Raw genomic sequence first — 24860 nt, forward strand, 5'->3', positions numbered from 1 at the left:
GTTTTATGCAAATTTAAATATCTTTTACTAAAATATCATCATTTATGTAGACAAGAATCTTCTTTTTAATGCTTATTTTCATGGCTTCTAAAACATCTTGGTAAGATTGCAATTGTTGCTCATGTTTTTTGTCTTGTTCTCCTGTTTTATAATCTATAATAACTGCTTCATTTTTTGAATTAATTACAATTCTATCAGGTCTTAAAATAATGCCATCTTTTGAAATAATGTCGCGTTCATTATAAATGGTGTAGTTTGAAGTATAATAATCTTGAAGTTTAGGATGTACCAATAAATTTTTAATAATTTTTCCAACAGCTTTGGCTTGTTCGGTATTTATTATGGAAGATTTCAAGAAATCATCAATTACAAAATTAACATCATCACTGGTTTTAATTTGAGCCATAATATTATGGATTAGGTTTCCTTTCTCAATGGCCTTTTGTTGATATGTATCCCAAAGTAATCCAGACTTTGTAATAACCTTTATATTATGGTCTTCTTTGGCAGTTGAAATAAATTCTTGTTGAAATTGCATGTTGTTTTCATCAATCGAGTCTTTAGAAGTTTTTTCTGGATTTCCAAAACTATAATTAACTTTTGTATCGTCCCAAATATCTTTATATTGAAGGTAATTTATCAATAAATCAGAATACTTCTTTGGATTGGTAATACCTTTAGATGATATGTTTTTTGTTGAAATGATATGTATTTGTTCAATGGCACGAGTTAACGCTACGTAGAGTAAATTAATATTATCTAATTCTTGTTCAGATTGGTGTTTATTGTATATGCGCAACCCTTCATCACCATAATTTTCAAAATCCTTATTGTAGTTGAGAAGTGTATGTGAAAACCCGTTAAATTGCTTTTTATCTAAACTAAACCATTCTTTAGGCTCAAGTTCTCGATAAATATCTAAATCTGCATAGGGAAAAATCACCACAGGAAATTCTAGTCCTTTGGATTTATGTATGGTCATTATTTGCACAGCATTTTGGCCTTGAGGCGAAATAATACTTAAGCTATCTTTTTTCTTATCAAAGTATTCTAAAAAAGTAGAAATATCGGAGCCTTTTTTTTGCGAAAAGTCCAAAACAACATCCAAATAAAACTGAATGTAGGCATTGGATTGTTTTACTAAATTAAAACCTCTAACAATCGTTTCAGCTAATTCATATAGCGGAAGTTGTAATAGAATATTAATATCAATGTAAACGTTGAATATATCAAGACTTTTTAAAAGTTTTTCAGCAGAAAGATTGATGTATTTTGAGAAAAAATCATGTTTATCTTCAATATTGAAAAGGACAGTTAAATAATTTAGAACCTTAATTTTAACCTCATTATTTTTTGGTTGAATCAATAATTGTAATACATTATTTATAAAGGCAACCTCAGGTGAATTGTTAATCAATAAGGTTTCAGAAGATATTATTGAGATATTATTTTGGCTCAAATAATCAGCAATAGCAACACCCTCCTTTTTCTTTCTAACTAAAACACAAATATCTTGAAGATCAAATCCTTTTTTTAAACAATGGTTAATGGTATTAAAAACCGATTCTGTAAAAATTTCATCTCTATCATCGTCTTTTTCAATGTCTAAAAAAGAGAGCGATACATAACCTTCATGGTTTTTGGTTATATTTTGATGAGCGTTTTCGTAAAGTGCTGAATAATCTTTATTATTAAAAACCTGATATGATAAGAATTTAAAAAACTCGTTATTAAAATCTACTATAGTTTTGGAACTTCTATAGTTTTCTTCAAGGTTTTTAACATCTTGCTCAACTTGAAAAGGCTTACTTTTTTTATTAAACAAATCAATAAATTGTTCTGCTTTACCACCTCGCCAACGATAGATAGCTTGTTTTGCATCCCCTACAAGCATTGTGCTACCGTTTGCGGCAGATAGAGAATTGTCTAACAACGGAATTAAATTCTCCCATTGCATCACAGAGGTGTCTTGAAATTCATCAATAAAATAATGTTTAAATTTTTCACCTAAACGCTCGTATATAAAAGGTGTGGGCTGTTCAGCTATTTCATTGCTAATAATGGAATTAAACTCAGAGATTAACATTTTGTTTTGTTCTTCTTTGAGCAATTGTAGCTCATTATTTATAACCTTTAAAACCGATAAAGGCGTTACATTTTTATAAAATGCTTTTAAAAACTTTAAATAAAAAAAAGCTTGTTTTGTTGCATTAAAACTTGCTGCTAATTTTGGTTGTATTTGTTCAATTATAGCCGCTATAGTATCTGTAACCCTTTTAGGGTAAAGCGTTTTAGTTTCAATATCTTCTTGCCACTTAGTTCCAAAACTTACAGTAAAATTTCTATTGGCTAATTTTTCAAAGTGTTTAGGTAAAAAACTACTCGAAAAGTCTTTAAATTCTAATCCAGATTCTTCTATTAACTCTAGTATAGTTATGGCATTGTCAACAATATTATTTTCTAACTCAGAAATTTCCTTTTTCAATTGGGATTTAAGCAATTTAAAATCGTTCAAGGTTTTCTCCTCCAAACTATTTACATAAGGCATGTCGTTTTCATTCACTAAAAGTTTAGCAATCTTATTAAAATCAAAAGCTATATCCCAACTCTTATCATCATCTGCTTTTTCAATAGCAAAATCAACTAAAATTTTAGTAAGAGTATCATCATTTCCAGCTTTAGCAATTAAACTATCAACCGCTTCATTCAATAATGCATCCTGGTCTAATTCTACCTCAAAATTTAGAGGCAATCGTAAATCATGGGCAAATGTTCTAATGAGTTTATGAGTAAATCCATCAATAGTAGAAATATCAAAAGCCGCATAATTATGTAAAATACTATTCAATAAACTTTTGGCTTTCCTGTGTAGTTTTAAGGGCTCTATTTCCAGTTCGTTGCTAATACTCTCAAACATAGTATCATTACTTTTTAAAACCGTTTCATCTGCAAAGGTTTTAAGCGTGTCTATAATACGTGCCTTCATCTCTGCAACGGCCTTATTGGTAAAGGTTATAGCTAGAATATGTTTAAAAGGTTCAGGATGGTTTGACTTAAATAAAATCTTCAAATATTCTTTTACAAGCGTGTATGTTTTTCCGCTTCCTGCCGAGGCGTTGTAAATGGTAAAAGGCGATGGTTGTAGCATGAAGATTGATTTGCTTACAAGATAAAAACTATCAATGGTTTCATAACAATTTATTATTTTTTATTGCCCCGTTTTATGCGTAAATTTGAAAGAAATTAAATATTAATAAATTAAAACAAAATAATTATGGCTTTCGAATTACCGAAATTAGGATATGCTTATGACGCCTTAGAACCTCATATAGATGCGAGAACAATGGAAATACACCATTCTAAGCATCATGCAGGGTATACAAGTAAATTAAATGCTGCCATTGAGGGTACAGATTTAGATGATAAATCTATAGAAGATATCTTAACAGGTTTAGATATGGAAAATAGCGGTGTAAGAAATAATGGAGGTGGCTTTTACAACCACTCGTTGTTTTGGGATGTTATAAATCCAGAAGATAAAGGATATTTATCAGGAGATTTAAAGGATGCTATTGAAGCAGCTTACGGATCAAAAGACGATTTTATTGATGCATTTTCAAAAGCAGCAGCAACCCGTTTTGGTTCAGGGTGGGCTTGGTTGTGCGTGCACAAAGGTGGTAAAGTAGAAATTTGCTCTACGCCAAATCAAGATAACCCATTAATGCCAGGAGTAAGCTGTGGTGGAACTCCAATTTTAGGACTTGATGTTTGGGAGCATGCTTACTATTTAAATTACCAAAACCGTCGTCCAGATTACATAAAAGCATTTTTTAGTGTTGTAAATTGGAATGAAGTTGAAAAACGTTACGCAGACGCAAAGTAATTATATTCTATATTTTAAATACAAAAGCAAATTCAGAAATGGATTTGCTTTTTTTTTGGCGTTACCCAAGGGTCGGGCTATCCGCTACAAGTCCTCGCACCTCTCCCGATAGCTATCGGGATCAGGCTGTGGGCTTTCCTCTTCTATCCCTAACGCACTAATCCGCCAATAACAATCATATTGGTTTTAATAAAATCTAATCAAAAGGCGTTTATGTATAAAAAGATAATAATTACAATTACCTGAAGAATTAATAAATGCTCTTATAGCAATTTCAAAAAAGAAATATTATAAAATGAAAAAGGTGAACAGATGTTCACCTTTTTGCCCCAAATCTACCATAAACTTAACCTACTTATGTTATGGTGGTTCAAATATATGATGACGATACAGGATGTTAAAATATTTTAGTTAAACGGCGTATATATTGGCTTAAAAGAGATTCTGACGGATTATTAAGATAAACTGCGTTAGCTTAAAAAATAGCGGTAAAAAACAAAAAAGGGCATAAAAAAAGGCGAACAGATGTTCACCTTTTTTTGCCCCAAATCTACCATGAACTTAACCTACTTATGTTATGGTGAGACCAATTTATGTGTATTTTAAATATTCTGTGTTTTTTTTAGATAAAACGCATTTTTTTGGGATGAAATACGTGGTTTACGGTTTTACCGCATGAAAATTGCTAATTTCATAATTAATAGGCACGTTCTTTATTGCCTTCATAAAAGTTTATAAAGGCTCGATTTACCACTCTATTTCCCCCAACCGTTGGATAGTTTCCAGTAAAATACCAGTCGCCTAAATGCTCTGGACAAGCTTTATGTAAATTCTCTACAGGCTGAAATATAATTTTCACTTCAGCATTCACAGATTCATCACTAAGTAACTCCGAAATTTTATCAGAGATTTGCTCATCAGTAAACGGGTCATAAATTTCTTTTACAAAGTTTTGTACGTATTTATCTTCTAACTCAGTTTGAGTAATACATTTATCGTACACCTTTTCAACAGTATCATACTTGCCAGCATCTTTTAGAAGTTCCAGAGTAGCTCTAAAGGCCACTAAATCTTCTAATCTAGCCATATCAATACCATAACAATCTGGATATCGAATTTGAGGTGCAGAAGATACAACCACAATCTTTTTTGGACTCAGACGGTCTAGCATTTTCAAGATACTTTTCTTCAAGGTTGTACCACGTACAATACTATCATCAATAATTACTAAGTTGTCGTTTGGTTTTATAACACCATAAGTAACATCGTAAACGTGGGCAACCAAGTCATCCCTACTACTATCTTCAGTAATGAAAGTTCTAAGTTTTACATCTTTTATTGCTATTTTCTCTATCCGAGTACGTTCGGATAAAATCTCTGTAACTTTTGCTGCAGATAAAGAGCGTTGTCCGTTTAAAATTTCTGCTGTTTTTGTTTTATTAATAAACGCTTCAGCAGTTTCAATCATTCCAAAAAATGATGTTTCTGCTGTATTCGGAATATATGAGAAAACCGTATTTTTTGTGTCGTTTTCAATAGCTTCAAGAACTCTAGGCATTAATAATTTACCCAACATTTTACGCTCTTGGTATATCTCGGCATCACTTCCTCTGGAAAAATAAATGCGCTCAAAAGAACACGATTTTTTTTCTAAAGGTTCAAGGATTTGCTTTAATCTAACCTCTCCAGATTTTTTAGTAATTATGGCTTGTCCGGGTTGTAACTCTTTAACATCATCAAAGTTTACATTAAAAACAGTTTGAATTACTGGACGTTCTGATGCTACAACTACAATTTCATCATCTTTATAATAATATGCTGGACGAATTCCTGCTGGATCTCTTAACACAAAAGAATCTCCATGGCCAATGAGTCCTGCCATGGCATAACCACCATCCCAATTTTTTGCAGCACGTCTTAATATTTTTGCAACTTTTAAACGCTCTGCAATTAATGGAGATGCATCTCTTTTATTGTAACCTTCTTTTTTTAGGTCTTTGTAAATTTTACTAACAGCATCATCTAGAAAATGACCAATTTTTTCCATGATGGTTATGGTATCAGTATATTCTTTTGGGTGCTGTCCGAGTTCTATAAGGTTGCTAAAAAGTTCTTTAACATTGGTCATGTTAAAGTTTCCAGCCATAATTAAATTTCTATGCATCCAATTGTTTTGCCTTAAAAATGGATGAACACTTTCTACACTATTTTTTCCAAATGTACCGTAACGCACGTGTCCTAATAAAACTTCTCCTATATATGGAAGATTTCTTTTTTGGGCTGCTACATCATTTTTGTATTCTGGATGTGCCTCAAATTCTTTATTAACCCTTTCGTTAATTTGCGCAAAAATATCTTGAATAGGTTGCTGTGCTATGGAACGAACTCTACTAATATAACGTTGTCCGGGTTTAGTATCTAATTTTATACTTGCAAAACCAGCACCGTCTTGTCCACGATTGTGCTGTTTTTCCATCATTAAATACATTTTGTTTACACCATAAAATGCGCTACCATATTTTTCCTTATAAAACTCTAAAGGTTTTAAAAGTCTTATCATGGCAATTCCACATTCGTGTTTTAAGGCATCACTCATATTATAAATTAAAAAACGCCCTCTATTTTAGAGCGCGTTGGTTTATGTTAATTCTATTTCAAATTGTGTTAGCTGCTTAAACTGTAATAAGCGTTTGTGTACTTCACTATTTGATAAATTTTGCATGCGTTCTGTTCCAAATTTTTCGACGCAAAAAGAAGCCAATGTAGATCCGTAAATAACCGCTTTTTTCATATTTTCAAATGAATAATCGTGAGTTTTAGTTAAATAACCAGCAAAACCTCCTGCAAAGGTATCACCTGCTCCTGTAGGATCAAAAACTTCCTCCAAAGGTAAAGCTGGAGCATAAAACACATGATCGTCATGAAATAATAAAGCACCGTGTTCTCCTTTTTTTATAACGACATATTTAGGCCCCATTTCATGAATTTTTCTGGCAGCAACAACCAAAGAGTATTCTCCAGTTAATTGTCTAGCTTCTTCATCATTTATGGTAATGACGTCAATACGCTTTATAACATTTAATAAGTCATCTAGCGCACAATCCATCCAAAAATTCATGGTATCCAAAATCGCCACCTTTGGTTTAGTTGTCATCTGGTCTAAAACACTAGATTGTACAATAGGGTGTAAGTTACCTAACATCACTACTTCAGCGTCTTTGTAAGCTTCAGGAACTATAGGATTAAAGTCTGCAAGTGTATTTAATTCTGTTACTAAAGTATCACGAGAATTCATATCGTTGTGATAGCGTCCACTCCAAAAGAATGTTTTACCTTCTTTTACAATTTCTACGCCAGAAACATCAATATTTTTGTTGGATAATAAATCTAAATAATCTTGCGGAAAATCGCCACCAACAACTGAAACAGCAGCGGTATTAATATTAAAGTGAGAAGCTGCAAGACCTATGTAGGTAGCTGCTCCACCAAGGATTTTATCGGTTTTTCCAAAAGGTGTCTCAATAGCATCAAATGCCACAGTACCTACAATTACTAATTTACTCATAAATGAGATGTAGAATTAAGCTGCAAATATAAGTCTTTTTATAGATTACTTGAACTATATTTTTCAACAGGTAGCGTTTTGAATAGTATTAAATAATTATGTGACTTTTTAGAAAATACTGTGTCATATAATCAAATGCTATTTATCAATTTAAAAATCGAGGGATGTAATTTATTACATTCCTCTTTTTTCTTTTTAAGAAGATTTATCTTTTAAATCTTGTAATACACTAAAGGTTTTATAAGGACCTTTTACTAAAAGTTTATTTACAATAAAAGGCGGTAAGCTTCCTTCAGGATCTAAGTAAAGTTGTTGAGTAACCATGGTTTTATTGTTCTTTTCTTCTAAAAGCCAAAAACCCATTAAATCCTTAATTCGTATTGTTTTATTTTTTTTTGGAATTTGGTTTGGAGCACTTTCTAAATAGAGCTTAATTTTTTTGTCAGAGAGTTTTTCTATAGTTAATAAGGTTATAATATCTCTATCTTTTATAGGCCAAGGGAAAGATTTATGGACATAAAATAAATGTTGATTTTTACTTATTGATTTTAGATAATAACTTATCTCTGATGGGCACTCATCATAATATTCTGGAGCTTCCAATAATTCATTTAAAACATTTTCTATGGATGTGTCTATGATTGTAGTGGCCTTGTATTCATCAAAAGGAATATTTGCCTTGGGTCTCGTATAAATTTTTATACCTTTTTCTGCCTTCTTTAACACCCAAGAATCTTGAGAATACCCATTACAGAAACTCATCAAAATTAAAATGAGACTAACTAAATTTTTCCAAACTGTCATAATATAATTTTATGGTTAATTTAGTTGTCTTCGTTAGCCATACATTACATTTTTTAACAAGATTTTGTTATTTTCTACCAAAATCTGCAGGGATTTCTCCCCAAGCTTTGGTCTCCCATTTAACTATAGTAGTGTTATATGTGTTGTTTTTTAACCAGTCAATCGCTCTATCAATCAAGTCAAAGACAGGTTTGTTTTTTTTATTGCGCTCTAGTTTTGTATTACAGTTTTTCTTTTTTATCCAACTCATAGCCGTTCTAGAGTCGGTATAAATAATACGATTACTTTTATTTTTTTTTAAAAGCGCTAAGCCATGGACAATAGCTAGAAATTCACCAATATTATTAGTGCCTTCTTCAAAAGGTCCTTGAATAAAGAGTTGCTTTTTGGTTTTTGTATCTACGCCACGGTATTCCATTATTCCCGGATTTCCACTAGATGCCGCATCAACCGAAATAGAATTGTAGTTAGGCTGCCCTATTTTTTTAAGTTGTGTGTCTGAAAGCTCACTAGTAAACTTTTTGCTTTTTCCTATATAATCTTTGTAGTTGCCTTTTAAGGCTTTTTTCGCAGCCTCAAATGTTGAAAACGATTTATATTGTGCGCCTTGAAAATCTTTTATTTGAGCTTTACAGTCGTCCCAAGATTCAAAAACACCAGTATGATGGCCTTTCCAAACGGTATAATATTTCTTCTTTTTCTTAGATCCCATTTTTGTCATTCCTGTGAGCACAGGAGCCTATCGCTTTAGGTGTTAGTTACTCATTCAACAATTTTTCAACAACTTTAGGAAAGTATTCCATCTCCAATTCATGAATTTTAGCAGCGACATCCTTGGCTGAATCATTATTATCAACATTACACTTAGCTTGAAAAATTATAGCCCCCTCATCATAATGCTCATTTACATAATGAATTGTAATTCCTGTTTTAGGTTCTTTATTAGCAACCACAGCTTCGTGAACATGCATGCCATACATGCCTTTGCCTCCGTATTTAGGAAGTAAAGCGGGATGAACATTAATGACTTTGTTGGGAAACACATTTAAAATGGCTTCTGGAAACTTCCAAAGAAACCCAGCTAAAATAATTAAATCGGGATTTGAAGCTTTCAATATATTCAACACATCATCTGTTTTATAAAATGCTATTTTGTTGAAAGACAACGCACTAACTTTTAGTTGTTTTGCACGCTCTAAAACTTTGGCATGAGGATTGTTAGTGAGTACTTGAATAACAGACGCATTATCGCTGTTGTGAAAAAACTTAATTAAATTTTCAGCATTACTTCCACTTCCGGACGCAAAAATTACAATACGTTTCATTTTACAGACTATAGTGTTAAAATTGTTCAAACAAAAAAAGGAATAATTATTAACAATTAGAAGGTAAAAACTAAATTCTTCAAAGTTATTTTAGTAAATTGGAAGCACATTTTTATAGTAAAAGTGTGTTTTAAAATAAAGTTTTTTATTTTTGCCAACTAATTAAAACATTAAAATTAAAAGATTATGTCAGACATTGCATCAAGAGTAAAAGCGATTATCGTAGACAAGTTAGGAGTAGATGAAAACGAAGTTGTAACTGAAGCTAGCTTCACTAACGATTTAGGAGCAGACTCTTTAGACACTGTGGAATTAATTATGGAGTTCGAAAAAGAATTCGATATTCAAATACCAGATGACCAAGCTGAAAATATTGCTACAGTTGGTCAAGCTATTTCTTATATAGAAGAAGCAAAATAAGTAAAACAATCAAAATACTTTATGGAATTAAAGCGAGTTGTAGTCACAGGATTAGGCGCTTTAACGCCAATTGGTAATACCAAAGATGAATATTGGGAAGGACTAATTAGTGGTAAAAGTGGAGCTGCGCCTATAACATATTATGATACCGAGAAGTTTAAAACAAAGTTTGCATGCGAACTTAAAAACTTTAACGTAACAGACTTTTTAGACAGAAAAGAGGCTCGTAAAATGGATAAGTTTGCACAATATGCTATGGTAGCAGCAGACGAGGCCATTGAAGATGCTAAATTGAATCTTGATGAGGTCAATAAATTACGTGTTGGTGTTATATGGGGAGCAGGTATTGGAGGATTAGAAACCTTTCAGCAAGAAGTTTTAAACTTTGCTGCGGGTGATGGTACACCAAGATTTAACCCGTTTTTTATTCCAAAAATGATTGCGGATATCGCACCAGGTAACATCTCTATAAAACATGGTTTTATGGGGCCAAACTATACAACGGTTTCTGCTTGTGCATCCTCTGCTAATGCTATGTTTGATGCTCTAAACTCTATACGTTTAGGACATACAGATGTTGTGGTAACAGGAGGTAGTGAAGCAGCAGTAACCATTGCTGGTATGGGTGGATTTAACGCTATGCATGCCCTATCTACTAGAAATGAAAGTCCAGAAACAGCTTCCAGACCTTTTGATGCTACCAGAGATGGTTTTGTTTTAGGAGAAGGAGCAGGAGCACTAGTTCTAGAAGAATACGAACATGCAAAAGCTAGAGGAGCAAAAATATATGCTGAATGTATTGGAGGAGGATTATCTTCTGATGCACATCATATGACTGCCCCCCATCCAGACGGTATTGGTGTTATAGCTGTAATGAAAAACTGCCTTGAAAACGCAGGGTTAAAGCCAGAAGATGTAGACCATATTAATACACATGGAACATCTACACCTTTAGGCGATGTTGCAGAACTTAAAGCAATTTCAGAAGTATTTGGTAGTCACGCTAAGAATATAAATATCAACTCAACAAAATCAATGACAGGTCACCTTTTAGGTGCTGCTGGAGCTATTGAAGCCATTTCGGTTATATTGGCCATGGAGAACGGTATTGTACCTCCAACAATTAACCACACTACAGTAGATGAGAATATTGATCCTGAATTGAATTTAACTTTGAATAAGGCTCAAAAGCGTGATGTAAAAGTAGCAATGAGTAATACATTTGGATTTGGCGGTCACAACGCTTGTGTATTATTCAAGAAAATAGATTAAATCCCGAATGAAAAACATTCGTAACATACTAAATTCCCGTTTTAAACGCAACGGGAATTTTTTTATGGAATTAACTAAAATATTAGGTTTTAAACCCAAGAAAATTAAATTCTACAAAAAGGCCTTTACGCATCGCTCCATGAATATAAGAGACGGTAAAGGAAATCCATTTAATTACGAGCGTTTGGAGTTTTTAGGTGATGCCATGTTAAGCTCCGTAATTGCATCACATTTATATCTAGAAGTTCCTAGTGGTGATGAAGGATATTTAACTAAAATGCGCTCTAAAGTAGTAAGTAGAGAACATTTAAATGAGTTAGGCAAAGATTTAAAACTCATTGATTTAGTGAAGAGTAAGATTCCTCCTGGACAATTTGGAGATAATATTCATGGAAATTTATTTGAAGCTCTAGTTGGTGCTATTTTTTTAGATAAAGGCTATAAATATTGTGAAAAATTCATTTACAATAAGGTAATCATTCCCTATGTAGATATAGAAACTTTAGAAGGTAAAGTTATTAGTTACAAAAGCTTATTGATAGAATGGTGCCAAAAAGAAAAAAAGACTTTTGGTTACAATGTTTATGAAGATACAGGTAATGATGATGTTAGGCATTTCTCAGTAAAATTATCTATAGACGAAAAAGTAATAGCAAAAGCCAGAGCTACATCAAAGAAAAAAGCTGAAGAAAAAGCTTCAAAACGAGCATTTTTTGCTTTCCAGAGCAGAATGTCTAAAATGATTTAATCTACTCATTTCCCTTTATTTCACTATAACGTTTTAGTTGTTTTTCTCGTTAAGAATAGCATAAACTTAACATAACTCACCGTTATAAATACTATATTTACGAAATTTAAAATAAGTTATGGCTGTTCACAAACTTATTCTTGATGATGCTTTTGATGAAGCGTTATATACCTTAATAGCAATACATTGTAGATTGGAAGATTATCGTTTAGCGTACCTTTTAAATCAACATTTGGGAATAACACTATCTAGAAAAAAATCAGATATAGATTATAACGACGGACAGGTTTCCTATTCTATTTTCGAATGGGAAGATCAAAAACAACTAATAACCTGGAGTTTGGTGTCAAATATTTGTAAAATCGAAGAACTCCAACAATCAGATTATAAATCGTTATTCGATAACCAACAAAAAATAACCAAAACATTTCAATTATTACCAGAATACAAAACGGTAAACTATTTTTTAAAAATAGATAGCGAATTCAGTTTTAGTAAAGAAAAATATATTCTCGACAGTATATTAAAAATACCACAAATTGCAACCGCTTACAGTGTGGATTCTAGTACATTGAAATCTAAAGATAATTTAATATTTAGCTAATGGCAGTGGATAAGAAAACAAAAATAGTAGCAACTCTCGGACCCGCTACAAGTACAAAAGAAGTTTTAAAGGGCATGCTTGAAGAAGGTGTTAATGTATTTAGAATAAACTTTTCTCATGCTGATTACAACGATGTGAAAGAGCGCATCCAAATGATACGTGAATTAAACGAAGAATATGGCTTTACCGCTGCAATTCTTGGAGACTTACAAGGGCCTAAACTTCGTGTAGGTGTAATGAAAGAGGAAGTTGTTGTAAACCCTGGAGATGAAATAATTTTTGCTACAGGAGAGCGTTTTGAAGGTACTAAGGAGCGTGTGTATATGACCTATGAAAGGTTTCCTCAAGATGCAAAACCAGGAGAACGGATTCTTTTAGATGATGGAAAGTTAATTTTTGAAGTGGTTTCAACAGATAAAAAATCTGAAGTTAAAGCTAAAGTTATTCAAGGTGGGCCGTTAAAATCAAAAAAAGGTGTGAACCTACCAAATACAGATATATCTCAACCAGCTTTAACTGAAAAAGATATTGATGATGCTATTTTTGCTATAAGCCAAGAGGTAGATTGGTTAGCATTATCTTTTGTACGTCATGCAGAAGATTTAATGCAACTTAGAGATTTAATCGCTAAACATGCCGATCATAAAATTCCAATCGTTGCTAAAATTGAAAAGCCTGAAGCCGTTGAAAATATCGATAAAATCGTTGCACACTGTGATGGTTTAATGGTAGCCCGTGGCGATTTAGGTGTAGAAGTTCCAGCGCAAGAAGTTCCACTTATTCAAAAACAATTAGTGCTGAGAGCCAAAAAAGCTAGAATTCCAGTAATAATTGCTACGCAAATGATGGAGACTATGATAGATAGTTTAACACCAACACGAGCAGAAGTAAACGATGTGGCAAATTCTGTAATGGATGGCGCAGATGCTGTAATGTTATCAGGAGAAACCTCAGTTGGTCAATATCCTGTACAGGTTATTAGGCAAATGGCTAATATTTTAAAAAGTGTAGAGAGCTCAGATTTAATTAAAGTACCACAATTGCCGCCTCACATTCGTACCAACCGTTACATTACAAAATCAATATGTTACCATGCCGCTAATATGGCAAACGAAATTAATGCAAAAGCCATTTCAACACTAACCAATAGTGGGTATACAGCATTTCAAATTTCAGCTTGGAGACCATCATGTCATATTTTAGTATTCACATCAAACAAACGTATCTTAACACGTTTAAGCTTACTTTGGGGCGTGCGTGCATTTTATTACGATAGGTTTGTAAGCACCGATGAAACCATAGAAGATGTAAATGCTATTGCCTGTAAAAAAGGCTATTTAGATGTTGGCGATATGCTAATTAGTTTAGCAGCAATGCCAATACAAGATAAAGGGATGGTTAATACCCTTCGTGTTACAGAAATTCAAACCTGTAACTTTTAAATCTATAGTAAATATTTGGGCGTTACCACAAGGGTCGCGCTATCCACTATATCTTTTAAATAGAAAAACCTGCTTATAAAGCAGGTTTTTCTATTTAAAAGGATGCCGTTTCTATCGCTAACGCACTTGTTTGTTAAGTTTTGTTTTTAAATTGAAAGTTGGTCTATTTTTGGGAAGGTTCGTTTAACGGTCTAGTGTATGATTTCGTTGCGTGTTTAAGCACTAAAGTTAGCAAATAAATCACATATAGAAAGTCCGCGAGGACTTTCGTAAGTAGGCTATAACTAGCAATGAATTATACACATTGTTACCTACCGTTTTTTATCTCAATTTTATTTTCCTCTACTAAAGCTAAAATCATTAATGCGGCCGATTCTGCTTGGTTTATTCCCCATCTTATGAGGTTGTTATAATATCCATCGGAAGTTTTGCTAAAAGCTACCATTCTCCCTCGACATTTACAGATAGACATATACGGTTCATTAATAACTTCTGTTCTTTGAAAGGTTACGTTTGCAAAGTCATAAGTTCCTTGTTCAGGTTTTCCTAATTTGTCATATCCAGTAGAATGAGCGATAAAAGTGTTTTCATCAACCTCAATATGTTCAGGTATGTACTTGACTATTTCCTCGAATGTGTATGCATTACAAAGAAAATCTTTTTGGTTTTTAGTATCAACCATTCTAATTTCATAAGAATCTCCTTTTTGATAATAACCAAATATACTCTCATCTGTTAATCCAATATTATAAATTTTCAAAGCGGATTCGATAGGCAACACAATCGATGATAAATTTGGTTTTAATTCATTATTTGATTCTTTTTCTACCGTTTTTCCTAAATTAAAAACCATTTGACCATCTTTGTGTCCAACACCCTCAATATGAGCAAAAACTGGTTGTTGTTTAGCAGTTGCGCCTGTTCCCTTGGCTACAGCAGTTGCAAGTTCAGCGACAGAAAAAGTATTTTCTGAATTTTGCTTTAGAAACTCGTTTAGTATTATAGAAAAAGGGCTACCGCTACCTGGTTTTCCGTCAGATACTTTTTCATCTCTACCAGAAGCCAAAACCCATCGCGATTTATTTTCGTTAAGTTTTGTGTAATGAAATTCTACACTTGACCTAGTTTGGGACAATAAAGTTCCAGAAAAGCAAGAATCAATTATGAGAAATATATGTTTGGCGTCTATTCCTAAAATCGTATCTATTATAGTTGAATTTGGAATGTAATCACTAATTGAATTTCCTGCATTTTGTGGAATCCAAAACCCTTTTTCAGTTTTAGGATGAAGAGAACCGTGTCCTGCAAAATGTATTATTAGATTGTCATTTTTGTCTGTTAAAACTGATAGTTGATTTAAACTTTCTATAATTGTTTTTCTTGTTGCTTGTTCATTTATTAACGATTCCATTATTAATTCAAAACCATATTCCTTGGTCAAAATTTCTTCTAATTTCTTTGCATCATTTACAGCATTATTTAAAGGTGGAAAAGTTGGGTTTTCGTAATTGTCAATCGCAATATTTAGAAAGTAATTTTTTTGCACTTCAGTTTTTCAAATGGTAGGTAATGTTCCTTACGGATATCAAATCGTTTTAATGTTTTATATCCGACGTTAAACGAAGGTAGCAGAAATTTTTTACAAAGTCAAGAGACGTCTTGATATTTAAAACTCAAACCGCAACTGGACACTAACGCTTTTCTGCACTTCAGGCTTTTTCTTCTTTTCAGTATTCAAATTAGACATAGAAATACCCAGCAACCGCACAGAATTATTCAATTTCTCTTGATACAATAAATCCTTAGCAGTTTCTAAAATTATGCTTTGATCACTAATAAAATAGGGCAAAGTTTTACTTCTAGTTTGCAATGTAAAGTCGCTATATTTTATTTTTAGAGTTACGGTTTTACCTGCTACGTTGCTTTTTGCTAATCTTCTAGAAACTTCTTCTGCAATATGCTCTAATTTTTCAAGCATAAAGACTTCAGACGATAAATTTTCGCTAAACGTACGTTCTGCAGCTAAACTTTTTCGAGTTCTATGAGGCTTAACAGCACTGTTCTGAATCCCTCTTACAATGTAATAATAGTATCTGCCTGATTTACCAAAGTTTTCATCCAGATATTCAATAGATTTTTGTTTTAAATCCAGTCCCGTAAAAATACCTTTTTGGTACATTTTTTCGGCAGTAACTTTACCAACGCCATAAAATTTCCTAATGTCTAATTGTTCCAGAAATTCCATAACCTCTTCAGGATTTACCGTTTTTTGCCCGTTAGGTTTATTGTAGTCACTAGCTACTTTTGCAATAAATTTATTGATAGAAATACCTGCAGAAGCGGTTAAACCAACTTCATTAAAAATACGAGTTCTTATAGCTTCAGCAATCATAGAAGCACTAGGGTTTCCTTTTTTATTTGTAGTAACATCCAAATAGGCTTCATCTAAAGATAGGGGTTCAACTAAATCGGTATAATCATAAAAAATAGCTCTAATCTTTTTTGATATTTCGGTATACCTATCAAAGCGAGGTTTAACAAAAATTAATTCAGGGCATAATTTTGCAGCAAGCCTACCTGCCATGGCACTTTTAACACCAAACTTTCTAGCTTCATAACTTGCTGCACTTACAACACCGCGTTTTCCTCCACCACCAACAGCAATGGGCTTACCTTTTAAATCAGGATTATCCATTTGCTCTACAGAGGCATAAAAGGCATCCATATCAACATGAATTATTTTTCTAATTGGTAAATCGACAGACATACTGTAAATTTAGGCATTAAATGCCTTTTAAATAATGTTTTGGACAAATTGTAAATGATAGAAATAGAACGAAAATTTTTAGTAACCTCTAAGGCTTATAAAACTGAAGCTTTAAGAAAAACAAGAATTATTCAGGGGTATTTAAACTCTAATAAACAGCGTGCGGTTAGAGTTAGGTTAAAAGGCGAATTAGGCTATTTAACTATCAAAGGTGAATCTTCAAAAAATGGATTATCCCGATTTGAGTGGGAAAAAGAAATTACAAAATCTGAGGCTTTAGAATTATTAGATTTATGCGAACCAGGAGTTATTGATAAAATACGTTACGAAATCAAGCTAGGAAATCATATTTTTGAAGTGGATGAGTTTTTTGGAGATAACACAGGGTTGGTAGTTGCGGAAGTAGAATTAAATGCAGAAAATGAATCTTTTGAAAAGCCAAATTGGTTAGGTGAAGAAGTTACAGGGCAAGAGCCATATTATAATTCTCAATTAAGTAAGAAACCCTATAATACATGGACATCATGAAAAAATCAGCATTAGTCTTACTATTAATTTCGTTCTTTTTTGGTTGTAAACAAGAATCAAAAACGATGTTACCTGACAAAGGAGAAACCGTTAAAGCGGTTTCAAATGAAGAAGTTAAAGATTCAATGGTCGCTCAATCTAAAAACGTTATTGAGAAAGCTGTTCCGAAAACAATAAAACAAATTAAAGAAGAGCTCAATGCAAAAGGTTACAAAATTTTTGATTATGTTGATGAAGAAACTAAAGATACTGTTTTAATGCAGCAATATTTTATGGCATTTTTAAAAAAAGGACCTATTCGTGGGCAAAATGAAGAAGAAGCTGCCGAACTACAGAAATTGCATATGGCACATTTAAAAAAAATGTATGCTTTAGGTTATGCAGATATTTCTGGACCTTTTGGAGATGATGGTAATATGAGAGGAATAACTATATACAATGTACCAACTCTTAAAATGGCAGATAGTTTAGCAAATTCAGATCCTATGGTTATTGCTGGAAGATTAGAAATAGAAATTCATCCTTGGTGGGCTGGTAAAGGATTTCCTTTAAGATAGATAATGTTGGAGTTTATTAAAACCTTTTTACAGCGAATTAATATTATAGTAATCATCGGGTTACTCTTGATTCATTTTGTATTAAAAGAAAGCAATTATGTTTTTTCTCTACTATATTATACTTTCCCCATACCCATTATTATTGTAATCACAGTTTTTTTATCTCTCTTTCAAAAAAAGAAAATAAGAACCTATAATTTAATCCTTGCGTTAGTTTTACTAGTGATTTGGTTTGGAAGAAGCTTTAAAATAAATACGCCAGAAACGATTCATGAAACAGATATAGAAGTGGTATTTTGGAATGCCACCCACAAAAGAGAATTTAAAGATGTATTTGATAAGGTGGATAATTTACCAGATGTTGTGGTTTTGGTAGAATATCATGCGGTGGAATTGGCTAAACTAAAGCTTAAGTTTCCAAATTGCTTTTACTATTGGCATGATGATAGTGAAATTGGTATATTTTCAAAAAAACATATTGATATAAAGCAGGTGTTTATCTCTGAAGATGAAACAGTAGTGATTAATTTTACCTCGCACAGACTTAATTTTTATGCTATTGATGTAGCATCTAGCATGACCGTTTTTAGAAAAAATCAAATAGCCTTTGTTCAAGAATGTATTGAATCAGATAAAAAAACTATTCTTCTAGGGGATTTTAATACACCTCTAGAATCAAAATTTTTAAAGGATATTAAAAATAATTTCAATCATGTCTTAACAGAAAAAGGCAATGGTTTTAGAGAAACCTGGTTTTGGAATATACCGCTTTTATCTCTGGATCATATTTGGGTTTCTAAAGATTTAGATATTTTAAATGCAGAAAAAATCGGAACATTTAAGTCGGATCATAGCATGATTAAAGCGGTTATTAAGCGATGATATTGATTTTTTATTCACTTGTATAGTTTTTGTATAGGTTTCTACCTCTTTTTATGATTTCTTTTTGAACAAGTTTTTCTTAATATAGCTTTACCTAGATTCAGTTACTAAAAGTTGAATAAAGAGGGCTAAAGTAATTAAATAACAAGTCTCTTTTCTGTTTAATAGAAACTATACTGTTTTTAGTACTTGCAATTATTAGAGAAACAAATTAAATGTTTAAACATTCTTTAGTATTATTTTTATTATTACTAACAGATTTATCTTTTGGTCAGATTGTTTTGATACAGACCCAAAGTGATGCTACAATAGGTCTTGATAGAAAAGCTTGGGCTGGTTTAGGTAATACATCTCCACTTAGTGATGGTTATGCACATGACTTCTCATTACCTGCAAGTACAATTTCCTGTCAACAAATTACTGGTATAGAAATCGAAATAAGTCTTACCAATTACACTAATAATAATGCTTGCCCTCATTTTGAAACGTACTATAATCTATTTTATGGATGTACTTCATATGCTGGTGGTGCAACGTGTTTGCCAGCTACTAATTTGATAGCTGAGCCTAATTACCCTGTAAATGTAAACCCCGCACCGTTTAATTTTGGAAACCCTTTAGGCAGCCCTGTTAACCCTAATATAGCACCAGATTTTGGCGAAAATTTAAGTATAGATATCATACCAGTTTCTAATCCTGGTTGTAATCCAGTAACTAATGGGCATATAAGTTATCAGTACACCATAACAGTTACTATTACTGTTACAGATACAACGCCTACCGAACCAACTACACCATTAGAATGCTGGGAAACAAGAAGTTTTGATAACATAGCATGTGATTGGATTGTAACAGGTACGCAACCCACCCAACCTAACACAGCATGTTGGGAAACGGTAAATTTTAATAATAACACTTGTATGTGGGAGGTATCAGGAACACAACCTACACAGCCTGCTTTAGAATGCTGGGAAACAGCAAGTTTTAATTCAATTAGTTGTGCTTGGGAAATAACAGGCACTCAACCTGCCCAACCCAATCTTGAATGTTGGGAAACAGCAACATTTAATAATATCACCTGTTCTTGGGAAGTCGTTGGCAATCAACCAGCACAACCTACTTTGGAGTGTTGGGAGACTGCAACGTTTAATAATACAACTTGTGCTTGGGATGTATCTGGGTCTCAACCTGTTCAGCCTACATTAGAATGTTGGCAAACAACACTATTTAACACCATGACCTGTTCTTGGGATATTTCTGGAATGCAACCGCCAGAACCCACAACAGCGTGTTGGGAAACAGCACTATTTAACACTATAATTTGCGATTGGGAAGTTACAGGAACACAACCTGCGCAACCTAATTTGGAATGTTGGCAAACAGCATCATTTAACGAAACAAATTGTTTATGGGAAGTTGAAGGGACACAACCTGGGAATATCATTGAAACGTTTGTAAATTTCTGTCCTAATGACGACAAACAATTAACAGCACAAACAGATATACCTAATCCAAGTTATTTATGGAGCAATGGAGAAATAACGGAAAGCGTTGAAATAGCAGCAGAAGGCACTTATACGGTTGAAATAAGCGGTGGTATTTGCTCTTTTGAAACCAGAATTTTTGATGTAAGTATTTTAGAAACACCAATGATTGAATCTATTGAATCTGATGGAAGAAACATAATTGTTAATATCTCAAATCCGGGTAATGTTCAATATTCATTAAATGGTAACACATTTCAAAATAATAATACATTTTTTAATATTGAAGGTGGTTTATATACAATTTCAGTAAGAGAAGCAAATTGTATTGAAACTGTCACCGCAGAGCATTTGCACTTTTATATTCCGAAGTTTTTCACGCCTAATAATGACGGGGTAAATGACACGTTTAATTTAGGTGGCATAGCATTTTTCTCATCGTCTGAAGTATCAATTTTTAATAGATACGGAAAACTCATGAAATATTCGAGAAACAGTGTCTTTAGTTGGAATGGAACACTTAGAGGGCAAAATCTTCCCTCAGACGATTATTGGTATGTTATTATTTTAGAAGGGCAAAAATTCACGGGTCACTTTACCTTGAAGCGTTAATTAGATATATCAAACCAACGTTTTACTTCATGCCCAAACTCATCAACCACAGTTAAAAGATGCTTTCCAGGTTTTGGCTGAATACCTAATTCATGAATATCTTTGGTACTACCTACAAAGGTTTCATCAACATACCAAAACACAGTGCTCTCTGGTTTTGAGTGTGCTATTTTCAAAATGAGGTCATTTGTTTTTCCATCAAAATCTTTAGGTAAAAAAATACTATTATTAGCCTTTGGGTAAATAAAATCAATAGAAACGGAATTATCGCCCAAACAATCAGCCCTAAATTTTGGTAAAGATTTATAAAATGGATTTTTAGTTTTATAATAATATGCCATTAGCGGCGGTAATACAAACCAAGATTTGTGCTGAATATTGTCTAAATTTTCGCAAGAAGTATTGACTTGAAAGTTTTCATTTTTATCCACATGAATTAAAATATGATACGGACAAGGTTTAGTTTTCAATCCGCTAAGTTGAATATATTTTTCTTTAGTATCATTACAATTTGGAGAAGCGCGATGTCCACTTTGCTTACAAATAGAAACCTCTTGCATTTCATCAAAAGGTTTTGCAAACCAATCGCTATTTGGTAATAAATCAAACACGTCAAATAAAATAGGAGCAGCGGTTTGCACACCAACTAAACCAGGTCGTCCTTCACCATCTGCATTTCCAACCCAAACACCAACTACATAATCTTTGGTTGTACCTATAGCCCAAGCATCTCGAAACCCAAAACTAGTGCCTGTTTTCCACGCAATTTGTTTAGAGCCATCAAAAAACTCCCAACTCTCATCACTTTCGGGTCTATTTACGTCTTTTAAACTTTCGTAAGTTAAATAGATCGAGGCAGCATCAAAAAGCGTTTTATCAGAAGTTTTTGTTCCAAAATCAATAGCTTTAAAAGCCAAAAAAGTAGGTTCGCAAAATTCATTTGAAAAATATTCACTAGAACTTTCAGAAAAATGATTTAAGGTTGAAGATAAAGCAGCATAACTTTTACACAAATCCCATAAGTTACTTTCAGCGCCACCCAAGGCTAGAGATAATCCGTAATGATTCGCATTGTATTTTAAGTCTTTAAGCTTCAATTGCTTCAAATAATGGTAAAACCGATCCAATCCAAATTCTTGCAACATCCTAACTGCAGGAACATTCAAAGAGCGTGATAAAGCACGACTTGCAGGAACAGCACCATCATAAGTATTATCATAATTTTCAGGATTATAACTTCCAAATTGCGTAGGCACATCAGCAACCAAAGTATTAGGAAGTAAATCTCCAGAGTCTAGCATAGAGGCATATAAAAAAGGCTTTAAAATACTACCTGTACTTCTTGGTTTATCTATAATATCCACATCTTTTTGATGTGCTTTATCGGTTGGCGTATTTCCAACATAAGCTATAACTTGTCTTGTTTTAACGTCTAGAACTAAAACGGCGGTATTGTAAATTTCATTTTGACTTAATTGGTTATAATGTGTTTTTACAACATGATTAACACGCTCTTGTAGGTTTTTGTTAATAGTAGTTTCAACACGTTTTCCAATATGCGTTTGCGCAACTTTTTGTAATAAATGAGGCGCTATTTGAGGTAAAGGATATGGTTTTTGAGGTAAACCCTCTGCAATAGAAAGTTTATAAGTAAGCGAATCTATAATTGTATTTTCAAGAAGTTTTTGCAAAAGTCTATTACGTTTATTCAGTAATCGCTTTTGATTTTTACCAGGATAAATCAAGCTTGGTGTATTAGGTAAAACAGCAAGTGTAGCGCTTTCTGCCCAAGACAATTCATTAGCATGTCTGTTAAAATAGCGCCATGATGCAGCATCCAAACCAACCACGTTTCCGCCAAAAGGAGCATTACTAGAATAATAAGTTAAAATTTCATGTTTAGAATCTCGTAATTCTAATCGAGTGGCTAGAATAATTTCCTTGAGTTTTTCAAAATAAGTACGTTGCTGTCCTTTTCTAGAAAGCCTTATAACTTGTTGAGTTAAGGTACTTCCGCCTCGTTTTACACCTCCAGATTTTAAATTCTCTCGTAATGCTTTAAAAATTGAAATTGGATTAAAACCAGGGTGTTTATAAAAATATTCATCTTCAAATTGAATAATGCAAGTTTTAAATTTTTCTGGAATAGAATCATTATGCGGAAACCGCCATTGGCCATCTTTTGCAATTTTTGCACCTAATAATTCACGATTCGAACTTGTAATGACTGTAGATGTAGGGTCTTTAAAAAGTTGCTTAGGTAAGCATAGTAAATAGGCAAAAAAAAGAATAGTAATAATTACCACTTTTATTTTATGCCGCTTTATGTAGTTTTTTAACCTTATCACTTAAAATATATACTATTAGTAACGCTGTTTAGATGTATTTTAAGATAACTTTATAATTCATTTTTTAGAAATTCATATTCGCGTTCAACTTTACAAATTCTCACATTATACCAACTGTACCAATCTACTCTTCCTTTTTGTTGCGCTTCCAAATGCTCACTTTGTTGTTTCCAAAGTTTGATATCCTCTAAAGTTTCCCAATAACTTACGGTAATACCAACCTCATTTCTTGCACTGTCTATTCCTAGAAAGCCCTTTTGTTGTTTCGCTAAATGTTCCATTTTATTGGCCATTTCAGAATAACCATCAATGTTTTTATTTTGAGTAGACGTGAAAATAACGGCGTAATATGGTTTAAAAGTTTGTTTCATCATTCTTTAACTTAATTTAAGCGTTAAGATAAATCATTTGGGCGTTACCACAAGGGTCGGGCTTTCCGTTACAAGTCCTCGCTTCTGCGCTAGGGCGCAAAAGCTGTGGGCTATCCACTGCAATCCCTAACGCGGGTTATCTGCTAACTTGTTTTTTAAAATTAGAGTTGGATTTATTTTTGGAGAGGTTCGTTTAGCGTTTATGTATAAGATTAGTGGCTTGTTTAAGCACCTAATTTAGCCAATAAACACCAGATAGAAAATCCGCGAGGACTAGCCATTAATTTTATATGGTGTTGTACACAGTATTTATTCTAACTCGTCTGTGTCGAATACTGTTAAATTCGCTAGTTGAGCTTTATTTTGTAGATTGATATCCGATGTTACGAAAATTACGCTGTCTCCAGGATAGCAAATCTGTAATTCTAAAGCATTAGCTATAATTCTGTCATCATTATTTTTGGAATCAATCCAGCTTAAAGTTTTTTCAAAATTTGGTTCAGTTGCAATCATTTTTACCGTAATTGTTTTGTTTACAGTAACACCATCTAATACATTTCCTTGTTTTCTATATCCTTTTAACCTCTTGATTACAGAGGTGACTTTTTTTCGAAAGTCATCATTTCTGTGGGTCATTTTATGTTTGTCTAACTCGGATAGAATTGTTGGTAAAATGATAAAGTCAAATTTTTCTGTTGAAGAAATGTTAGAATAGGTTTTAGGTTCAGGATATTGGATTATAGAATTTGTATCGGGTAAGATTATCGTTTTATTAGATTCACTGCTTAAAAGTTTTAAGAAGTCTTTAAAAGTTTGTGTTTGCTTTCTATAATAGCTTTTTCCATTTTCTATTGAAGATGGCGCTCTATTTTGTTCAATCAGGTTGATAATCCAATTATTTACTTCTTTTATTTTTCTTTTAGTACTAGGATTTGCTTTGTCGATTAGAAGATTAAAGTTACTATAGAAATCAAGGTACTTACTTTTAGCTTTAATCTGATTCTTTTCATCTTTTTTGTCCCAATGATATGAGCTTGCTCCTATAACTAAAACGTTGCTATTTGCATTTATGTCGTGATAATAAATAGAAGAATTGTCTAACATTTCATCTATAATAAGTCCGATATTATCAATTTGCTCCTCAAGCTTTTCTATGTAGGACAGGTTTTTGTTCATATTGTTTACAACGCAAAGATAAAGTTCCGTTTCAATGAACTTTATCGATTGTCAAACGAATTTATCATTTTT

General features: G+C 32.8%; 21 protein-coding genes. 10 read left to right on the forward strand and 11 right to left on the reverse strand.

The genetic code is table 11. The features are described from left to right. Positions 1-13: 13 nt before the first annotated feature. Positions 14-3148 carry a UvrD-helicase domain-containing protein gene (locus tag Q0772_RS04985; RefSeq protein WP_298340994.1) on the reverse strand — a complete coding sequence of 1045 codons (3135 nt, stop codon included), beginning with the start codon at positions 3146-3148 and terminating at the stop codon, positions 14-16. Between the two features lie 126 nt (positions 3149-3274). Between Q0772_RS04985 and Q0772_RS04990 the strand changes: the two genes are divergently transcribed. Next, positions 3275-3883, forward strand: a complete 609-nt coding sequence (locus Q0772_RS04990) for a superoxide dismutase (protein WP_298340996.1) — start codon at positions 3275-3277, stop codon at positions 3881-3883. 697 nt (positions 3884-4580) lie between these two features. On the opposite strand, the gene Q0772_RS04995 is transcribed toward Q0772_RS04990, so the two are convergent. From Q0772_RS04995 to Q0772_RS05015, 5 genes are all read right to left on the reverse strand, one after another. Then, positions 4581-6479 carry an amidophosphoribosyltransferase gene (locus Q0772_RS04995; protein ID WP_298340998.1) on the reverse strand — a complete coding sequence of 633 codons (1899 nt, stop codon included), beginning with the start codon at positions 6477-6479 and terminating at the stop codon, positions 4581-4583. A 42-nt stretch (positions 6480-6521) separates the two neighbouring features. Next, on the reverse strand, positions 6522-7448 hold the full coding sequence (locus Q0772_RS05000) for a PfkB family carbohydrate kinase (RefSeq protein WP_298341000.1): 927 nt from the start codon (positions 7446-7448) through the stop codon (positions 6522-6524). A 195-nt stretch (positions 7449-7643) separates the two neighbouring features. After that, complete coding sequence (locus Q0772_RS05005; RefSeq protein WP_298341002.1) at positions 7644-8252, reverse strand: START domain-containing protein; 609 nt, start codon at positions 8250-8252, stop codon at positions 7644-7646. 67 nt (positions 8253-8319) lie between these two features. Then, entirely contained in the window at positions 8320-8964 is a 645-nt protein-coding gene (locus Q0772_RS05010) for a ribonuclease H family protein (RefSeq protein ID WP_298341004.1), read from the reverse strand. Positions 8965-9010: 46 nt separating this feature from the next. Beyond that, positions 9011-9577: a phosphoribosylglycinamide formyltransferase gene (locus tag Q0772_RS05015; RefSeq protein ID WP_298341007.1), complete on the reverse strand. Its 567-nt coding sequence runs from the start codon at positions 9575-9577 to the stop codon at positions 9011-9013. Between the two features lie 186 nt (positions 9578-9763). Here Q0772_RS05015 and Q0772_RS05020 point away from each other — a divergent pair, with 186 nt between their 5' ends. The 5 genes from Q0772_RS05020 (at position 9764) to pyk (ending at position 14063) form a co-directional block, all read left to right on the forward strand. After that, positions 9764-9997, forward strand: coding sequence for an acyl carrier protein (locus Q0772_RS05020; RefSeq protein WP_008269813.1), 234 nt, complete (start codon positions 9764-9766; stop codon positions 9995-9997). Between the two features lie 21 nt (positions 9998-10018). Further along, the gene (fabF, locus tag Q0772_RS05025) at positions 10019-11269 is read left to right on the forward strand and encodes a beta-ketoacyl-ACP synthase II (protein ID WP_298341009.1); all 1251 of its coding nucleotides are present in this window, start codon (positions 10019-10021) and stop codon (positions 11267-11269) included. Positions 11270-11276: 7 nt separating this feature from the next. Beyond that, positions 11277-12017: a ribonuclease III gene (rnc, locus tag Q0772_RS05030; RefSeq protein WP_298341011.1), complete on the forward strand. Its 741-nt coding sequence runs from the start codon at positions 11277-11279 to the stop codon at positions 12015-12017. 118 nt (positions 12018-12135) lie between these two features. Further along, on the forward strand, positions 12136-12621 hold the full coding sequence (locus tag Q0772_RS05035; RefSeq protein WP_298341013.1) for an IPExxxVDY family protein: 486 nt from the start codon (positions 12136-12138) through the stop codon (positions 12619-12621). After that, positions 12621-14063: a pyruvate kinase gene (pyk, locus tag Q0772_RS05040; protein WP_298341015.1), complete on the forward strand. Its 1443-nt coding sequence runs from the start codon at positions 12621-12623 to the stop codon at positions 14061-14063. The genes Q0772_RS05035 and pyk overlap by 1 nt, the downstream gene beginning before the upstream one ends. Before the next feature lie 307 nt (positions 14064-14370). On the opposite strand, the gene Q0772_RS05045 is transcribed toward pyk, so the two are convergent. Beyond that, complete coding sequence (locus tag Q0772_RS05045; RefSeq protein WP_298341017.1) at positions 14371-15609, reverse strand: caspase family protein; 1239 nt, start codon at positions 15607-15609, stop codon at positions 14371-14373. Between the two features lie 120 nt (positions 15610-15729). After that, positions 15730-16830: a DNA polymerase IV gene (dinB, locus tag Q0772_RS05050; RefSeq protein WP_298341019.1), complete on the reverse strand. Its 1101-nt coding sequence runs from the start codon at positions 16828-16830 to the stop codon at positions 15730-15732. A 54-nt stretch (positions 16831-16884) separates the two neighbouring features. On the opposite strand from dinB, the gene Q0772_RS05055 reads away from it, so the two are divergent. From Q0772_RS05055 to Q0772_RS05070, 4 genes are all read left to right on the forward strand, one after another. Then, positions 16885-17358: a CYTH domain-containing protein gene (locus tag Q0772_RS05055; protein ID WP_298341021.1), complete on the forward strand. Its 474-nt coding sequence runs from the start codon at positions 16885-16887 to the stop codon at positions 17356-17358. Beyond that, positions 17355-17915, forward strand: a complete 561-nt coding sequence (locus Q0772_RS05060) for a YciI family protein (protein WP_298341023.1) — start codon at positions 17355-17357, stop codon at positions 17913-17915. Before Q0772_RS05055 ends, Q0772_RS05060 begins: the two co-directional genes overlap by 4 nt. Before the next feature lie 222 nt (positions 17916-18137). Further along, complete coding sequence (locus Q0772_RS05065; protein WP_298341025.1) at positions 18138-18797, forward strand: endonuclease/exonuclease/phosphatase family protein; 660 nt, start codon at positions 18138-18140, stop codon at positions 18795-18797. A gap of 215 nt (positions 18798-19012) precedes the next feature. Next, positions 19013-20893: a T9SS type B sorting domain-containing protein gene (locus Q0772_RS05070; RefSeq protein WP_298341027.1), complete on the forward strand. Its 1881-nt coding sequence runs from the start codon at positions 19013-19015 to the stop codon at positions 20891-20893. Here Q0772_RS05070 and pbpC read toward each other — a convergent pair. From pbpC to Q0772_RS05085, 3 genes are all read right to left on the reverse strand, one after another. Beyond that, entirely contained in the window at positions 20890-23199 is a 2310-nt protein-coding gene (pbpC, locus tag Q0772_RS05075; protein WP_298341028.1) for a penicillin-binding protein 1C, read from the reverse strand. The genes Q0772_RS05070 and pbpC overlap by 4 nt on opposite strands. A 92-nt stretch (positions 23200-23291) precedes the next feature. Further along, complete coding sequence (locus Q0772_RS05080; RefSeq protein WP_298342415.1) at positions 23292-23612, reverse strand: antibiotic biosynthesis monooxygenase; 321 nt, start codon at positions 23610-23612, stop codon at positions 23292-23294. A gap of 309 nt (positions 23613-23921) precedes the next feature. After that, positions 23922-24788 carry a PIN domain-containing protein gene (locus tag Q0772_RS05085; protein WP_298341030.1) on the reverse strand — a complete coding sequence of 289 codons (867 nt, stop codon included), beginning with the start codon at positions 24786-24788 and terminating at the stop codon, positions 23922-23924. Between the last annotated feature and the right edge of the window lie 72 nt (positions 24789-24860).

This window comes from uncultured Algibacter sp., from assembly GCF_947490405.1.
Lineage (GTDB): Bacteria > Bacteroidota > Bacteroidia > Flavobacteriales > Flavobacteriaceae > Algibacter_B.

What these genes read in the sequence shown, in the direction of transcription:
- Q0772_RS04985 (WP_298340994.1), bottom strand. Translation starts at nt 3,148, where the DNA reads ATGCTACAACCATCGCCTTTTACCATTTACAACGCCTCGGCAGGAAGC.
- Q0772_RS04990 (WP_298340996.1), top strand. Translation starts at nt 3,275, where the DNA reads ATGGCTTTCGAATTACCGAAATTAGGATATGCTTATGACGCCTTAGAA.
- Q0772_RS04995 (WP_298340998.1), bottom strand. Translation starts at nt 6,479, where the DNA reads ATGAGTGATGCCTTAAAACACGAATGTGGAATTGCCATGATAAGACTT.
- Q0772_RS05000 (WP_298341000.1), bottom strand. Translation starts at nt 7,448, where the DNA reads ATGAGTAAATTAGTAATTGTAGGTACTGTGGCATTTGATGCTATTGAG.
- Q0772_RS05005 (WP_298341002.1), bottom strand. Translation starts at nt 8,252, where the DNA reads ATGACAGTTTGGAAAAATTTAGTTAGTCTCATTTTAATTTTGATGAGT.
- Q0772_RS05010 (WP_298341004.1), bottom strand. Translation starts at nt 8,964, where the DNA reads ATGGGATCTAAGAAAAAGAAGAAATATTATACCGTTTGGAAAGGCCAT.
- Q0772_RS05015 (WP_298341007.1), bottom strand. Translation starts at nt 9,577, where the DNA reads ATGAAACGTATTGTAATTTTTGCGTCCGGAAGTGGAAGTAATGCTGAA.
- Q0772_RS05020 (WP_008269813.1), top strand. Translation starts at nt 9,764, where the DNA reads ATGTCAGACATTGCATCAAGAGTAAAAGCGATTATCGTAGACAAGTTA.
- fabF (WP_298341009.1), top strand. Translation starts at nt 10,019, where the DNA reads ATGGAATTAAAGCGAGTTGTAGTCACAGGATTAGGCGCTTTAACGCCA.
- rnc (WP_298341011.1), top strand. Translation starts at nt 11,277, where the DNA reads ATGAAAAACATTCGTAACATACTAAATTCCCGTTTTAAACGCAACGGG.
- Q0772_RS05035 (WP_298341013.1), top strand. Translation starts at nt 12,136, where the DNA reads ATGGCTGTTCACAAACTTATTCTTGATGATGCTTTTGATGAAGCGTTA.
- pyk (WP_298341015.1), top strand. Translation starts at nt 12,621, where the DNA reads ATGGCAGTGGATAAGAAAACAAAAATAGTAGCAACTCTCGGACCCGCT.
- dinB (WP_298341019.1), bottom strand. Translation starts at nt 16,830, where the DNA reads ATGTCTGTCGATTTACCAATTAGAAAAATAATTCATGTTGATATGGAT.
- Q0772_RS05055 (WP_298341021.1), top strand. Translation starts at nt 16,885, where the DNA reads ATGATAGAAATAGAACGAAAATTTTTAGTAACCTCTAAGGCTTATAAA.
- Q0772_RS05060 (WP_298341023.1), top strand. Translation starts at nt 17,355, where the DNA reads ATGAAAAAATCAGCATTAGTCTTACTATTAATTTCGTTCTTTTTTGGT.
- Q0772_RS05070 (WP_298341027.1), top strand. Translation starts at nt 19,013, where the DNA reads ATGTTTAAACATTCTTTAGTATTATTTTTATTATTACTAACAGATTTA.
- Q0772_RS05080 (WP_298342415.1), bottom strand. Translation starts at nt 23,612, where the DNA reads ATGAAACAAACTTTTAAACCATATTACGCCGTTATTTTCACGTCTACT.
- Q0772_RS05085 (WP_298341030.1), bottom strand. Translation starts at nt 24,788, where the DNA reads ATGAACAAAAACCTGTCCTACATAGAAAAGCTTGAGGAGCAAATTGAT.